The organism is Pseudomonas linyingensis, from assembly GCF_900109175.1.
GTDB classification, from domain to species: domain Bacteria; phylum Pseudomonadota; class Gammaproteobacteria; order Pseudomonadales; family Pseudomonadaceae; genus Geopseudomonas; species Geopseudomonas linyingensis.
Genome location: NZ_FNZE01000007.1, coordinates 144,645 through 158,227 on the forward strand (window position 1 = coordinate 144,645; position 13,583 = coordinate 158,227).

The 13,583-nt window shown below is 66.0% G+C and carries 15 protein-coding genes; 7 read left to right on the forward strand and 8 right to left on the reverse strand.

What is annotated here, in order from left to right; translation table 11 throughout:
- Positions 1–12 precede the first annotated feature (12 nt).
- Complete coding sequence (purT, locus tag BMZ19_RS10665) at positions 13–1,194, forward strand: formate-dependent phosphoribosylglycinamide formyltransferase (protein ID WP_090310666.1); 1,182 nt, start codon at positions 13–15, stop codon at positions 1,192–1,194.
- A gap of 77 nt (positions 1,195–1,271) precedes the next feature.
- Here purT and BMZ19_RS10670 read toward each other — a convergent pair whose 3' ends face one another.
- Together BMZ19_RS10670 and BMZ19_RS10675 are read right to left on the reverse strand one after the other, a co-directional pair.
- Positions 1,272–2,558: an HlyC/CorC family transporter gene (locus tag BMZ19_RS10670; protein ID WP_090310668.1), complete on the reverse strand. Its 1,287-nt coding sequence runs from the start codon at positions 2,556–2,558 to the stop codon at positions 1,272–1,274.
- A 13-nt stretch (positions 2,559–2,571) separates the two neighbouring features.
- Positions 2,572–3,369, reverse strand: a complete 798-nt coding sequence (locus BMZ19_RS10675; RefSeq protein ID WP_090310670.1) for a cytochrome C assembly family protein — start codon at positions 3,367–3,369, stop codon at positions 2,572–2,574.
- Positions 3,370–3,511: 142 nt separating this feature from the next.
- Here BMZ19_RS10675 and ffh point away from each other — a divergent pair, with 142 nt between their 5' ends.
- The 5 genes from ffh to rplS all read left to right on the forward strand — a co-directional run bounded on the left by ffh (position 3,512) and on the right by rplS (position 7,044).
- Complete coding sequence (gene ffh / locus BMZ19_RS10680) at positions 3,512–4,888, forward strand: signal recognition particle protein (RefSeq protein WP_090310672.1); 1,377 nt, start codon at positions 3,512–3,514, stop codon at positions 4,886–4,888.
- A 218-nt stretch (positions 4,889–5,106) separates the two neighbouring features.
- The gene (gene rpsP / locus BMZ19_RS10685; protein ID WP_090310674.1) at positions 5,107–5,352 is read left to right on the forward strand and encodes a 30S ribosomal protein S16; all 246 of its coding nucleotides are present in this window, start codon (positions 5,107–5,109) and stop codon (positions 5,350–5,352) included.
- 9 nt (positions 5,353–5,361) lie between these two features.
- On the forward strand, positions 5,362–5,898 hold the full coding sequence (gene rimM / locus BMZ19_RS10690) for a ribosome maturation factor RimM (RefSeq protein ID WP_090310676.1): 537 nt from the start codon (positions 5,362–5,364) through the stop codon (positions 5,896–5,898).
- Positions 5,899–5,901: 3 nt separating this feature from the next.
- Positions 5,902–6,645, forward strand: coding sequence for a tRNA (guanosine(37)-N1)-methyltransferase TrmD (trmD, locus tag BMZ19_RS10695; protein WP_090310678.1), 744 nt, complete (start codon positions 5,902–5,904; stop codon positions 6,643–6,645).
- Between the two features lie 42 nt (positions 6,646–6,687).
- Positions 6,688–7,044 carry a 50S ribosomal protein L19 gene (rplS, locus tag BMZ19_RS10700; RefSeq protein ID WP_090310680.1) on the forward strand — a complete coding sequence of 119 codons (357 nt, stop codon included), beginning with the start codon at positions 6,688–6,690 and terminating at the stop codon, positions 7,042–7,044.
- 65 nt (positions 7,045–7,109) lie between these two features.
- Here rplS and BMZ19_RS10705 read toward each other — a convergent pair whose 3' ends face one another.
- From BMZ19_RS10705 to BMZ19_RS10730, 6 genes are all read right to left on the reverse strand, one after another.
- On the reverse strand, positions 7,110–7,325 hold the full coding sequence (locus BMZ19_RS10705; protein ID WP_090310682.1) for a TOBE domain-containing protein: 216 nt from the start codon (positions 7,323–7,325) through the stop codon (positions 7,110–7,112).
- A gap of 72 nt (positions 7,326–7,397) precedes the next feature.
- Positions 7,398–8,195, reverse strand: coding sequence for an aliphatic sulfonates ABC transporter ATP-binding protein (gene ssuB, locus BMZ19_RS10710; protein WP_090310684.1), 798 nt, complete (start codon positions 8,193–8,195; stop codon positions 7,398–7,400).
- Positions 8,192–8,983, reverse strand: coding sequence for an aliphatic sulfonate ABC transporter permease SsuC (gene ssuC, locus BMZ19_RS10715; RefSeq protein WP_090310686.1), 792 nt, complete (start codon positions 8,981–8,983; stop codon positions 8,192–8,194). Before ssuC ends, ssuB begins: the two co-directional genes overlap by 4 nt.
- A 101-nt stretch (positions 8,984–9,084) precedes the next feature.
- The gene (gene ssuD / locus BMZ19_RS10720; protein ID WP_090310688.1) at positions 9,085–10,233 is read right to left on the reverse strand and encodes an FMNH2-dependent alkanesulfonate monooxygenase; all 1,149 of its coding nucleotides are present in this window, start codon (positions 10,231–10,233) and stop codon (positions 9,085–9,087) included.
- A gap of 109 nt (positions 10,234–10,342) precedes the next feature.
- Positions 10,343–11,305 carry a sulfonate ABC transporter substrate-binding protein gene (locus BMZ19_RS10725; RefSeq protein WP_090310689.1) on the reverse strand — a complete coding sequence of 321 codons (963 nt, stop codon included), beginning with the start codon at positions 11,303–11,305 and terminating at the stop codon, positions 10,343–10,345.
- A 239-nt stretch (positions 11,306–11,544) separates the two neighbouring features.
- Positions 11,545–12,183 carry a peroxiredoxin gene (locus BMZ19_RS10730; RefSeq protein WP_090310691.1) on the reverse strand — a complete coding sequence of 213 codons (639 nt, stop codon included), beginning with the start codon at positions 12,181–12,183 and terminating at the stop codon, positions 11,545–11,547.
- A 239-nt stretch (positions 12,184–12,422) separates the two neighbouring features.
- Between BMZ19_RS10730 and BMZ19_RS10735 the strand changes: the two genes are divergently transcribed.
- The gene (locus BMZ19_RS10735) at positions 12,423–13,421 is read left to right on the forward strand and encodes a sulfate ABC transporter substrate-binding protein (protein ID WP_090310693.1); all 999 of its coding nucleotides are present in this window, start codon (positions 12,423–12,425) and stop codon (positions 13,419–13,421) included.
- Positions 13,422–13,583 lie beyond the last annotated feature (162 nt).

Sequence of the window (13,583 nt, forward strand, 5' to 3'; positions counted from 1 at the left end):
AGGAAGCATTCCGTGACCATGATCGGAACCCCGCTGTCGCCGAGCGCGACCCGTGTGCTCCTGTGCGGCTCTGGCGAGCTGGGCAAGGAAGTCGTCATCGAACTGCAGCGCCTGGGCTGCGAGGTGATTGCCGTCGACCGCTACGCCAACGCCCCGGCCATGCAGGTGGCGCATCGCAGCCACGTGATCAGCATGCTCGATGGCGCCGCCCTGCGCGCGGTGATCGAGCAGGAGCAGCCCCACTACATCGTCCCCGAGATCGAGGCGATCGCCACCGATACCCTGGTCGAGCTGGAGGCCGAAGGCTTCACCGTGGTGCCCACGGCGCGCGCGGCCAAGCTGACCATGAACCGCGAGGGCATCCGCCGCCTGGCCGCCGAGGAGCTGGGCCTGCCCACCTCGCCGTACCGCTTCGCCGACAGCTTCGCGGACTATGCCGCCGCGGTGGCCGAGCTGGGTTTCCCCTGTGTGGTCAAGCCGATCATGAGTTCCTCCGGCAAGGGCCAGAGCTTGCTGCGCGGCGAGGCCGACGTGCAGAAGGCCTGGGACTACGCCCAGGAGGGCGGTCGCGCCGGCAAGGGCCGGGTGATCGTCGAGGGCTTCATCGATTTCGACTACGAGATCACCCTACTCACCGTGCGCCACATCGGCGGCACCACCTTCTGCGCGCCGGTCGGCCACCGTCAGGAAAAGGGCGACTACCAGGAGTCCTGGCAGCCGCAGGCGATGAGCCCGGTCGCGCTGGCCGAGTCCGAGCGCATCGCCCGTGCGGTGACCGAATCGCTCGGCGGCCGCGGCCTGTTCGGTGTCGAGCTGTTCATCAAGGGCGAGCAGGTGTGGTTCAGTGAGGTGTCGCCGCGCCCGCACGACACCGGCCTGGTGACGCTGATCTCCCAAGATCTCTCCGAGTTCGCCCTGCACGCGCGGGCCATCCTCGGCCTGCCTATCCCGGCGATCCGCCAGTTCGGCCCGTCGGCCTCGGCGGTGATCCTGGTCGAGGGCGAGTCGCGCGAGGTGCGCTTCGGCAACCTGGGCGCGGCGCTGGCCGAGCCGGATACCGCGCTGCGCCTGTTCGGCAAGCCGGAAGTCAGCGGTCAGCGGCGCATGGGTGTGGCGCTGGCGCGTGACGAGTCGATCGAGGCGGCGCGCGCCAAGGCGCTGCGTGCGGCGCAGGCGGTGACCGTCGAGCTGTAACTCCAGCGCCAGCAGCGCAACTAAAAAGGCCGGCCCTCGCAAGAGTGGTCGGCCTTTTTCATATCGGTCAGCGCGACTCAGTGCGCCTCGCTGTCCTCGTCGGGCTGGCGGTCGGCGCGCCAGGCGCGGACGTGCTTCACGCGGTTTTCCGCCGGCTCGAGAATTTCCAGGCGGTAGGGGCCGATCTTCAGGCACACGCTGCTATCGGGGATGCTTTCCAGCGCTTCGGTGACCAGACCGTTGATGGTCCGCGGGCCATCGCAGGGCAGGTGCCAGTCCAGCTCGCGGTTGACCTCGCGGATGTTGGCGCTGCCGTCGATCAGGTAGCTGCCATCCTCCTGCGGGTGGACGTCCGCCGCCCGTTGGCTGGGCTGGGTGGTGAATTCGCCGACGATCTCCTCGAGGATGTCCTCCAGGGTGACCAGGCCGATCACCTCGCCGTATTCGTCGACCACCATGCCCATGCGCCGCTTGTGCTTCTGGAAGTTGATCAGCTGGGTCGACAGCGGCGTGTTCTCCGGCACGAAGTAGGGTTCCACACAGGCGCTGCGCAGCGCCTCGCAGGTCAGCTGGCTGTGGGTCAGCAGGCGGGCGATGCGGCGCATGTGGATCACGCCCTCGACCTGATTGAAGTCGTGGCGGTAGACCGGCAGGCGGGTGTGGGTGGTGGTGCGCAGCTGGGCGATGATCTGCTCGAGATCCTGCTCCAGATCGATGCCGATCACCTCGTTGCGCGGGATCATGATGTCGTTGACCGAGACCTTCTCCAGGTCGAGGATGCCCAGCAGCATGCTCTGCCGGTCGGCCGGCAGGCCCGGCCCGGACTCGCGCACCACGCTGCGCAGTTCCTCGGTGGACAGGCTGTCCTGGCGGGCCTGTGCCGGGTCGACGCCGAACAGGCGCAGCAGGCCGTTGCTGATCGCACCGGTGAGCCATACCAGCGGGTAGAGCAGGCGCATCAGCAGCAGCAGGACATGGCTGGCCGGGTAGGCGACCTGCTCCGGGCGCAGGGCGGCCAGGGTCTTGGGGGTGATCTCGCCGAAGATCAGGATGACGATGGTCAGCAGCACGGTGGAGATGGCGATGCCGGCGTCGCCCCACAGGTCCACGGCGATCACCGTGGCGATCGAGGCGGCGAGGATGTTGACCACGTTGTTGCCGACCAGGATGGTGCCGAGCAGACGGTCCGGCCGGTCGAGCAGGTCGCTGGCGCGGCGTGCGCCCTTGTGCCCCTCGCGTACCAGGTGACGCAGGCGGTAGCGGTTGAGGCTGAGCATGCCGGTCTCCGAGCTGGAGAAGAACGCCGAGCAGATGATCAGGAAGACCAGCAGGCCGAACAGAAAGCTTGAATGGAGATCGCCCACGGCGTCAGGTGCCCTAGATGTGCAGGATGAATTCGCGGACCAGCTTGCTGCCGAAATAGGCCAGCATCAGCAGGAGAAAGCCGGCCAGGGTCCAGCGGATCGCCTTGCCGCCGCGCCAGCCGAGCTGGTGGCGGCCCCACAGCAGCACGCCGAACACCACCCAGGCCAGGCCGGCGAGCAGGGTCTTGTGCGCCAGATGCTGGGCGAACAGATCGCCGAGGAACAGCCAGCCGGACAGCAGGGACAGCGAGAGCAGCAGCCAGCCGCCCCACAGGAAGCTGAACAGCAGGCTTTCCATGGTCTGCAGCGGCGGGAAGTTGCGGATGATGCCGGAGGGGTGCTTGTGCTTGAGCTGATGGTTCTGCAACAGCAGCAGCAGTGCCTGCAGCACCGCCATGGTCAGCATGCCGTAGGCGAGGATCGACAGCAGGATATGGGCGAGAATGCCCGGTGCCTCGACGATCGGCTGGGTGGTGCCGCCGGGTAGCAGGGCGAGCAGGGTGGTCAGGCTGCCGAGCGGGAACAGCAGCATCAGCAGGTTCTCCACCGGGATGCGCAGGCTGGCCAGCAGGGTCAGGGCGATCACCGCGGCGGCCAGCAGGCTGGCGGCATTGAAGAAGTCGAGCAGCAGGGCGCCGTTGTCCAGCAGCAGCAGGCGCAGGCCGAAGGCGTGGGCCAGCAGGGCAAGCACGCCGAGCAGGCCGAGCAGGCGCTTGTCGGGCACCGCACGACGGGAAAGCAGCAGGGCCTGGTAGAGTGCGGCCCCGGCATACAGGCCGGCGGCCGCCAGGCTGGGCAGCAAAGGCGTCATAAGTCCTTGTGGGGGAAGCCTCGGAGTTGCCGAGTTTGGCACAGAACCGGCTATCCACGAAAGCCTGCGGGCGGTGTCGGCGGCCGCCGCACTCGGCTATAATCCGCCACTTGCCGCAAGCTCCCCCTTCAAAGGACCGTGCATGTTCGAGAATTTGACCGACCGCCTCTCGCAGACGCTGCGCAATGTCACCGGCCGCGCCAAGCTGACCGAGGACAACATCAAGGACACCCTTCGCGAGGTGCGCATGGCCCTGCTCGAGGCCGATGTCGCCCTGCCGGTGGTCAAGGACTTCGTCAACAAGGTCAGGGATCGCGCGGTCGGCACCGAGGTGTCGAAGAGCCTGACTCCGGGCCAGGCGTTCGTGAAGATCGTCCGCGCCGAGCTGGAAGAGCTGATGGGCGCGGCCAACGAGGATCTCAACCTCGCCGCCACGCCGCCGGCGGTGATCCTGATGGCCGGCCTGCAGGGCGCGGGCAAGACCACCACGGTGGGCAAGCTGGCGCGCTTCCTCAAGGAGCGCAAGAAGAAGTCGGTGCTGGTGGTGTCGGCCGACGTCTACCGCCCGGCGGCGATCAAGCAGCTGGAAACCCTGGCCGGCGAGGTGGGGGTCACCTTCTTTCCCTCCGACCTCAGCCAGAAGCCGGTGGACATCGCCCGCGCGGCCATCGCCGAGGGCCGGCTGAAGTTCATCGACGTGGTGATCGTCGACACCGCCGGTCGTCTGCACATCGACGCCGAGATGATGGACGAGATCAAGCAGGTCCACGCGGCGATCAATCCGGTCGAGACCCTGTTCGTGGTCGACGCCATGACCGGCCAGGATGCCGCCAACACCGCCAAGGCCTTCAACGAGGCCCTGCCGCTGACCGGCGTGGTGCTGACCAAGGTCGACGGCGATGCCCGTGGCGGTGCCGCGCTGTCGGTGCGCGCCATCACCGGCAAGCCGATCAAGTTCCTCGGCATGGGCGAGAAGAGCGAAGCGCTCGATCCGTTCCATCCCGATCGCGTGGCCTCGCGCATCCTCGGCATGGGTGACGTGCTCAGCCTGATCGAGCAGGCCGAGCAGACCATGGACCGCGAGAAGGCGGAGAAGCTCACCAAGAAGCTGAAGAAGGGCAAGGGTTTCGATCTCGAGGACTTCCGTGACCAGCTGCAGCAGATGAAGAACATGGGCGGCCTCGGCAGCCTGATGGACAAGCTGCCGATGCTCGGCGGCATGAACCTCGGCCAGATGGGCAACGCCCAGAACGTGGCGGAGAAGCAGTTCAAGCAGATGGAGGCGATCATCAACTCGATGACCCCCCTCGAGCGCCGCGATCCGGAAGTCATCAGCGGTTCGCGCAAGCGCCGCATCGCCATGGGTTCGGGAACCCAGGTGCAGGATGTCGGCCGCCTGATCAAGCAGCACAAGCAGATGCAGAAGATGATGAAGAAGGTCACCGCCAAGGGCGGCATGGCCAAGATGATGCGCGGAATGAGCGGTCTGCTGCCCGGTGGCGGCATGCCGAAGATGTAAGAATCGGGCGGCGGCCAGCGGGTCGCCGCCGATCTTCGCGGACTGCTCCGGCGGTGCGCGATGAACCGAGGATGACTCCATGCCGGTGCCCGCTTTGGCGAGCGCCGCAAAAGGGCTTTGCAAATCCCTGGATAATCCTTAAAATGTGCGGCCTTTCGGGCCGTGGGCCCTAGTGTGCATACAGTTTTTGCAAGCACCGACTACAGGAACGAAGTTCAATGGTATCTATCCGTCTTGCTCGTGGTGGCTCCAAGAAGCGCCCTTTCTACCACCTGACCGTGACCAACAGCCGCTCCGCCCGTGACGGCCGTTTCGTCGAGCGTATCGGTTTCTTCAACCCGGTTGCCACCGGTGCTGAAGTGCGCCTGTCCGTGAACGCCGAACGTGCCCAGTACTGGCTGAGCCAGGGCGCCCAGCCGTCCGAGCGCGCTGCCCAGCTGCTCAAGGAAGCGGCGCAAGCCTAAGCCTTGAATATGCAAAATTCGCCGGCACCCGCCGAGGATCTGGTCGTTCTCGGCAAAATCGGTTCGGTGTACGGCATCCGCGGCGAAGTGAAGGTCTATTCCTACACCGATCCGCTGGATAACCTGCTGGACTACCGTCACTGGACGCTTACGCGCGATGGCGAGGTTCGTCAGGTCGAACTGGCCAGTGGGCGCCTGCATAACAAGGTGCTGACCGCCAAGATCAAGGGGCTCGACGATCGCGAAGAGGCCCGCGGCTATGCCGGATTCCTCATCTGTGTACCGCGCAGCCAGCTGCCGGCACTGCAGGATGACGAGTACTACTGGTATCAGCTGGAAGGTCTGAAGGTCATCAATCAGGACGGGCAGTTGCTCGGCCAGGTCGATCACTTGCTGGAAACCGGCGCCAATGACGTGCTGGTGGTGAAGCCCTGCACGGGCAGTCTGGATGATCGCGAGCGTCTGTTGCCCTATACCGGGCAATGCGTGCAAAGCGTCGACCTGTCTGCCGGTGAGATGCGGGTGGACTGGGATGCGGATTTCTAACCCATGCGGGTAGACGTTCTCAGCCTGTTCCCCGAAATGTTCGCTGCCATCGGCGAGTACGGTATTACCAGTCGCGCGGTAAAGCAGGGTCTCCTGCAGCTGCACTGCTGGAATCCTCGGGACTACACCGAAGACCGCCACCAGACGGTGGACGACCGGCCTTTCGGCGGCGGCCCCGGGATGGTGATGAAGATCAAGCCGCTGGAGCGCGCCCTGGCCGATGCCAGGCAAGCTGCCGGCGCTGCGGCCAAGGTGATCTACCTGTCGCCGCAGGGACGACGCCTGGATCAGGCGGCGGTTCGCGAACTGGCGAAGGAGGAGCGACTGATCCTCATCGCCGGGCGTTACGAAGGCATCGACGAGCGTTTCATCGAGACGCACGTGGATGAGGAATGGTCGATTGGCGATTATGTCCTGTCCGGCGGTGAGCTGCCGGCCATGGTGCTGATCGATGCGGTTACGCGGTTGCTGCCCGGAGCGTTGGGGCATGCAGATTCCGCCGAGGAGGACTCGTTTACCGACGGCCTGCTCGATTGCCCGCACTACACCCGACCCGAGGTGTACGAAGGCAAAGGTGTTCCACCGGTGCTGCTCAGCGGCAACCACGAACACATCCGGCGCTGGCGTTTGCAGCAGTCCCTGGGACGTACCTGGGAACGACGTGCCGATCTTCTGGATAGTCGCTCGCTTTCTGGAGAAGAGAAAAAGCTGCTGGAGGAATACATCCGCCAGCGGGACGATAGTTAACGTATCGATGGCGAGTCACACGACTTGTCTTTGGAGCACAGCATGAGCAACAAGAACCTGATCATTCAGCAGATCGAAGCTGAACAGATGAGCAAAGAGATCCCGGCCTTCGCCCCTGGCGACACCGTGATCGTCCAGGTGAAAGTGAAGGAAGGCGACCGTCAGCGTCTGCAGGCCTTCGAAGGCGTGGTCATTGCCAAGCGCAGCCGCGGCCTGAACAGCGCTTTCACCGTACGCAAGATCTCCAACGGTGTGGGCGTGGAACGTACCTTCCAGACCTACAGCCCGCTGGTTGACAGCATCAACGTCAAGCGTCGCGGCGACGTGCGCAAGGCCAAGCTGTACTACCTCCGCGCGCTGTCCGGCAAGGCCGCCCGCATCAAGGAGAAGCTGGTCTAAGACCCGCTTCCCTGCACAAAAAAAGCAGCCCTCGGGCTGCTTTTTTTGTGTCTGCGATTTGCCGTTCACAGCTTGGCGATCGACACCTCGGTGGATTTCACGAAGGCGATCACTTCGCTGCCGACCGCCAGTTCGAGATCCTTGACCGAGCGGGTGGTGATCACCGAGGTGACGATGCCGGCGGCGGTCTGCACGTCGATTTCCGACAGCACGTCGCCGAGGATGATCTCGCGGATGGTGCCCTTGAACTGGTTGCGCACGTTGATGGCTTTGATGGTCATGGTGTTGCTCCTTCAGGGGTAAGGGTAGGTCGGGTTCATTACCCCTCTCCCGTTGGCGGGAGAAGGGGCTGTTCAAAGGGCCCAGCGCAGTTGCGAGGGCAATGGCGATACGGGTTCGGCAGTTTCTTCCTGGGGCGGCAGGGCCAGCACGCGCTCGAGCACTCTGGCTTCCAGCGCGGCTAGCGCCGCCGAGGCGCGCGGGCGCGGGCGGGCGAGGAGGACCGGCAGGTCGAGGCCGATCTGGCCGTCCTCGATCAGGATCACCCGGTCGGCCACTGCCACTGCCTCGTTGACGTCGTGGGTGACCAGCAGCACGGTGAAGCCATGCTGCTGCCACAGGCGCTCGATCAGCTGCTGCATCTCGATGCGGGTCAGCGCGTCCAGGGCGCCGAGCGGCTCGTCGAGCAGCAGCAGGCGCGGGCGATGGATCAGCGCGCGGGCCAGGGCCACGCGCTGCTTCTGGCCGCCGGACAGCGCCGCCGGCCAGTCATGGGCGCGCTCGGCCAGACCGACCGCGTCCAGTGCGTCCAGCGCCTGGGCCTGCCAGTCGCCAGCTAGGCCCAGGCCGACGTTGTCGATCACCCGCTTCCACGGCAGCAGGCGCGAGTCCTGGAACATCAGGCGGATATCCTCGCGCGCCTCGTTCAGCGCTGCGCTGCCGGCTTGCAGCTCGCCGGAAGTGGCATTGTCCAGGCCAGCCAGCAGGCGCAGCAGGGTGCTCTTGCCGCAACCGCTGCGGCCGACCACGGCGACGAACTGGCCGGCGGGGATGTGCAGGTCGATGTCATGCAGCACGCTGCGCGGGCCGAAGGCCTTGGCCACGCCATGCAGGTGCAGCGGGATGCCGCGCTTGAGGACCTGGGCGCTCATCGCGCACCCCCTTGCTGGTAGGCCGGGTGCCAGCGCAGCCACAAGCGTTCGAGGCCGCGGGCGGCGACGTCGGCCAGCTTGCCTAGCACCGCGTAGAGCAGGATCGCCAGTACCACCACGTCGGTCTGCAGGAACTCGCGGGCGTTCATCGCCAGGTAGCCGATGCCGGCGTTGGCCGAGATGGTTTCGGCGACGATCAGGGTCAGCCACATGAAGCCGAGGGCGAAGCGCACGCCGACCAGGATCGACGGCAGGGCGCCGGGCAGGATCACCTGACGGAACAGGGCGAAGCCGGACAGGCCGTAGCTGCGCGCCATCTCCACCAGTCCGGCGTCGACGCTGCGGATGCCGTGGTAGGTGTTGAGGTAGATGGGGAACAGGGTGCCGAGGGCGACCAGGAAGATCTTCGCGGTCTCATCGATGCCGAACCACAGGATCACCAGTGGGATCAGCGCCAGGTGCGGCACGTTGCGGATCATCTGCACCGAGCTGTCGAGCAGGCGCTCGCCCCATTGCGACAGGCCAGTGATGAAGCCGAGCAGCAGGCCGAGGCTGCCGCCGATGACAAAGCCGATGCTGGCGCGCCAGCCGCTGATCGCCAGGTGCTGCCAGATCTCGCCGCTGCCGAGCAGGTCCCAGCCGGCGGCGAGCACGGCGCTGGGCGCCGGCAGGATGCGGGTGGACAGCCAGCCGCTGCTGGCGGTCAGTTGCCAGACGCCGAGCAGCAGGACCGGCAGCGCCCAGGGCGCCAGGCGCAGGAGGAGTTTTTCGGTAGTATGCGTACTCATGATGCCAACTCGTGTAGGGGCGATTTCATTCGCCTTGGACACGCTGCAGGGGCTAATGAATTCACCCCTGCAGCGTGCTCCGGCGAGCGTGGTTGGCAGCCTCAGCTCTGTGCGGCCGCCTTGGGCAGGATGTCGCTGGAGATCATCTCGCCGAACGGGCTGACGTAGCCGCGGCTCTGCGGGCGCTCCGGTTGGGCGATGTCCAGGTGCGGGAACAGCAGCTCGGCGACCCGGTAGGACTCCTCCAGGTGCGGGTAGCCGGAGAACACGAAGGTGTCGATGCCCAGCTCCGCATACTCCCTGACCCGTGCCGCCACGGTAGGGCCGTCGCCGACCAGCGCGGTGCCGGCGCCGCCGCGCACCAGGCCGACCCCGGCCCACAAGTTGGGCGACACTTCCAGATTGTCTTTGCTGCCGCCATGCAGGGCGGCCATGCGCTGCTGGCCGACCGAGTCGAAGCGCGCCAGCGAAGCCTGCGCCTTGGCGATGGTGTCGTCGTCCAGGTGGCTGATTAGGCGCTCGGCGGCGGCCCAGGCCTCCTCGTTGGTTTCGCGCACGATCACGTGCAGGCGGATGCCGAACTTCACCGTGCGCCCGTGTTTGGCGGCGCGCGCGCGCACATCGGCGATCTTCTCGGCCACCGCCTGCGGCGGCTCGCCCCAGGTCAGGTACAGCTCGACCTGCTCGGCGGCCAGCTCGTGGGCCGCCTCGGAAGAACCACCGAAGTACAGCGGTGGGCGCGGCTGCTGAATCGGCGGGTAGAGCAGCTTGGCGCCCTTGACCTGGATGTGCTTGCCGTCGAGGTCGACGGTTTCGCCTTCCAGCACCTTGCGCCAGACATGGGTGAACTCCACGGCGGCCTCGTAGCGCTCGGCGTGGCTGAGGTTGAGGCCGTCGGCCGCCAGTTCGTCCGGATCGCCACCGGTGACCAGGTTGAACAGCGCGCGGCCGTTGGACAGGCGGTCGAGGGTCGCCGCCTGACGGGCGGCCACGGTCGGCGAGATGATGCCGGGACGCAGGGCGACGAGGAACTTGAGGCGCTGGGTGGCCGGGATCAGCGAGGCGGCGACCAGCCAGGAGTCCTCGCAGGAACGCCCGGTGGGAATCAACACGCCGCCGAAGCCGAGGCGGTCGGCGGCCTGGGCGACCTGGGTCAGGTAGCCGTGGTCGACGGCGCGGGCGCCTTTGGCGGTGCCCAGGTAGTGGCCGTCGCCATGGGTGGGGAGAAACCAGAAGATGTTCAGACTCATCGCAGTATTCCTTGATGTGGGCGCGCGTGGGGCTTGGCTCATGCGCGCGATGGTTCGGTGATCGAGAGGGGAGTCGCGGGCTGCTCTGAGGGCACGCCCGCCACGGGGCTTACTGCTGGGCGACCTTGGCCGGCGGCGTCCAGACCACGTCCTGGATGGTCAGGCGCTTGGGAATCAGCTTGAGGTCGGCGAAGGTGTCGGCGATCTTCTGCTGGGCCGCGACCACTTCGGGGGTCAGCGGTTGGGCGCCGTAGCCCTGGCGGGTCACCGCCTTGTGGGTGATCTCGGGACTCAGACCGATCAGCGGGGCGACCTGGGCGGTGACCTTGGCCGGGTCGGCCTTGGCTTGCTCGCCGATGGCGCGGATTTCCTCGATCAGCGCGCCGACCACCTGCGGGTGCTGCTTCGCGTAGCTGCCGCTGGCTAGGTAGAACTGGTGGTTGTCGACCAGCCCGCTGCCGTCGCGCAGGGTGCGCGCCGACAGCTGCTGCTCGGCGGCGGCCTGGAAGGGGTCCCAGATCACCCAGGCGTCCACGCTGCCGCGCTCGAAGGCAGCGCGGGCGTCGGCCGGCGGCAGGTACACCGGGGTGATGTCCTTGATCGACAGGCCGGCATCTTCCAGGGCGCGCACCAGCAGGTAGTGCACGTTGGAGCCCTTGTTCAGGGCGACCTTCTTGCCCTTCAGCTCGGCCACGCTCCTGATGGTCGAATCCTTGGCCACCAAGATCGCCTCGCCGGTCGGCGCCGGCGGCTCGTAGGCGACGTAGCGCAGGTCGGCGCCGGCGGCCTGGGCGAACACCGGCGGGGTCTCGCCGGTCACGCCGAAGTCGATCGAGCCGACGTTGAGGCCTTCCAGCAGCTGCGGGCCGCCCGGGAACTCGGTCCACTGTACCTTGACGCCCTGGGCGGCGAGGCGCTCCTCCAGCGTGCCCTTGGCCTTGAGCAGGACCAGGGTGCCGTATTTCTGGTAGCCGATGCGCAGGGTGTTGTCGGCATCATCGGCGAAGGCGGCGGAGGAGATCGCGGCTGCCAGCAGGGCGACCAGTCCTCGACGCAGGTAAGTAGTGCGCATGGCGCTCTCCTTGTGTGCAAGTCGTCAGGGGGGGCTGCCTGCTGGCCCGTTGGCGGGCCGCGTGAGGACGTTGCCTGAGCCTCGCCTCGCGGCGAGGTGTTCAAGGGAAGGGCTGCGTGGTTGCGCTCGCCAGAAACAATCACGACGGGCCGGTGTGACCGTGTCGTCGCCTGTGGATAAAAAAGGGGCCTGTCCTGCCGTTCAGGCCCCGAACCCCATCGTGGCTTGAGGGTTGAAACTCAGCGGTTCGGCTGCGGGGTGAGGCGCAGGTAAGGCTTCACCGCGCGGTAGCCCTTGGGGAAGCGCTGCTGGATCTCGGCCTCGTCCTTGAGGGAGGGCACGATCACCACCTCGTCGCCGTCCTGCCAGTTGGCCGGGGTGGCGACCTTGTGGCTGTCGGTCAGCTGCAGCGAGTCGATCACCCGCAGGATCTCGTGGAAGTTGCGCCCAGTGCTGGCCGGGTAGGTGATGATCAGGCGCACCTTCTTGTTCGGGTCGATGATGAACAGCGAGCGCACGGTCAGGGTGTCGCTGGCGTTCGGGTGGATCAGGTCGTAGAGGTCGGACACCTTGCGGTCGGCGTCGGCGAGGATCGGGAAGTTGACCTGGGTGTCCTGGGTCTCGTTGATGTCCTCGATCCACTTCAGGTGCGAGTCCACCGGGTCCACCGACAGGGCGATGGCCTTGACGCCGCGCTGGGCGAATTCACCTTTCAGCTTGGCGGTGAAGCCCAACTCGGTGGTGCACACCGGGGTGAAGTCGGCCGGGTGGGAGAACAGGATGCCCCAGCTGTCGTCCAGCCACTCATGGAAGCGGATGCGGCCGGTGCTGGAGTCCTGCTCGAAATCGGGGGCGATGTCGCCGAGACGGATGCTCATGGTTCTGCTCCTCAGAATGGGTATGTCCTTGCTGGGAGCCACTATGCGCAGGATCTTTCAGGATTAAAAAGAATAAATAATGATTTATTAATTCCTTTTGGGGATATGAGGTGTGCCCGCCAGAGACTTCTTGATTTATGCGACCCAGAGCTAAGCAAGTAACTAAATATTCTTTTATGGAATAAAAACGATTTCCTATAGTCCGGCATTCTTGTGTCCAACCCCCCAGGGATTGCCCGATGAAGCGACTGCTTACCTCTTCCCTGCTGGCCGCCAGCGTGGCGCTGGCCTCCGGCGCCGCCCAGGCTGCCAGCCTGCTCAACGTCTCCTACGACGTGATGCGCGACTTCTACAAGGAATACAACGTCGCCTTCCAGAAGCACTGGCAGGCTGAAGGCGGCAAGCCTCTGCAGATCCAGATGTCCCATGGCGGCTCGAGCAAGCAGGCGCGGGCGGTGATCGACGGCCTGCCGGCCGACGTCATCACCATGAACATGGCCACCGACATCAACGCCCTGCACGACCATGGCCAGCTTATTCCGCAGGACTGGGCCGCGCGCCTGCCGGACCACAGCGCACCCTTCACCTCGGCCACCGTGTTCATCGTGCGCAAGGGCAACCCCAAGGGCTTCAAGAACTGGCCGGACCTGCTCAAGGACGGCGTGCAGGTGGTGGTGCCCAACCCGAAGACCTCGGGCAACGGCCGCTACACCTACCTGTCGGCTTGGGGCTACGTGCTGAAGAACGGCGGCGACGAGGCCGCGGCGCGCGAGTTCGTCGGCAAGCTGTTCCGCCAGGCGCCGGTGCTGGATACCGGCGGCCGCGCGGCGACCACCACCTTCATGCAGAACCAGATCGGCGACGTGCTGGTGACCTTCGAGAACGAGGCGGAGATGATCGCCCGCGAGTTCGGTCGCGGCGAGTTCGAGGTGGTCTACCCGAGCGTGTCGGTGCAGGCCGAGCCGCCGGTGGCGGTGGTGGACAAGGTGGTCGACAAGAAGGGCACCCGGACCGAGGCCGAGGCCTACCTCAAGTACCTGTGGTCCGACGAAGGCCAGCGCATCGCCGCGGCCAACTACTTGCGCCCGCGCAACCCGGCGATCCTCGCCGAGTTCGCCGACCGCTTCCCCCAGGTGGAGTTGCTCGATGCGGTGCAGACCTTCGGCGAGTGGCCGCAGATCCAGAGGACCCACTTCAACGACGGCGGCGTGTTCGACCAGGCCTACGGCGCGCAGTAACCTTGCGTGCCTGACCAAAGCCCGGCGGGGTCTCTCCCCACCGGGCTTTTTGCTGTCGGGTTGCCTGGTGATGGATCCCGAGCGCCAGGGTCGACGATGACTGCGGCAATCCCCATGGATGGCAAAAAGCCCGGCGGGATATCCCGTCGGGCTTGGGCGCAG

Coding starts and splice junctions, on each gene's coding strand:
- BMZ19_RS10675 (WP_090310670.1), bottom strand. CDS start 3,369: ATGACGCCTTTGCTGCCCAGCCTGGCGGCCGCCGGCCTGTATGCCGGG.
- ffh (WP_090310672.1), top strand. CDS start 3,512: ATGTTCGAGAATTTGACCGACCGCCTCTCGCAGACGCTGCGCAATGTC.
- rpsP (WP_090310674.1), top strand. CDS start 5,107: ATGGTATCTATCCGTCTTGCTCGTGGTGGCTCCAAGAAGCGCCCTTTC.
- rimM (WP_090310676.1), top strand. CDS start 5,362: ATGCAAAATTCGCCGGCACCCGCCGAGGATCTGGTCGTTCTCGGCAAA.
- trmD (WP_090310678.1), top strand. CDS start 5,902: ATGCGGGTAGACGTTCTCAGCCTGTTCCCCGAAATGTTCGCTGCCATC.
- rplS (WP_090310680.1), top strand. CDS start 6,688: ATGAGCAACAAGAACCTGATCATTCAGCAGATCGAAGCTGAACAGATG.
- BMZ19_RS10705 (WP_090310682.1), bottom strand. CDS start 7,325: ATGACCATCAAAGCCATCAACGTGCGCAACCAGTTCAAGGGCACCATC.
- ssuB (WP_090310684.1), bottom strand. CDS start 8,195: ATGAGCGCCCAGGTCCTCAAGCGCGGCATCCCGCTGCACCTGCATGGC.
- ssuC (WP_090310686.1), bottom strand. CDS start 8,983: ATGAGTACGCATACTACCGAAAAACTCCTCCTGCGCCTGGCGCCCTGG.
- ssuD (WP_090310688.1), bottom strand. CDS start 10,233: ATGAGTCTGAACATCTTCTGGTTTCTCCCCACCCATGGCGACGGCCAC.
- BMZ19_RS10725 (WP_090310689.1), bottom strand. CDS start 11,305: ATGCGCACTACTTACCTGCGTCGAGGACTGGTCGCCCTGCTGGCAGCC.
- BMZ19_RS10730 (WP_090310691.1), bottom strand. CDS start 12,183: ATGAGCATCCGTCTCGGCGACATCGCCCCCGATTTCGAGCAGGACTCC.
- BMZ19_RS10735 (WP_090310693.1), top strand. CDS start 12,423: ATGAAGCGACTGCTTACCTCTTCCCTGCTGGCCGCCAGCGTGGCGCTG.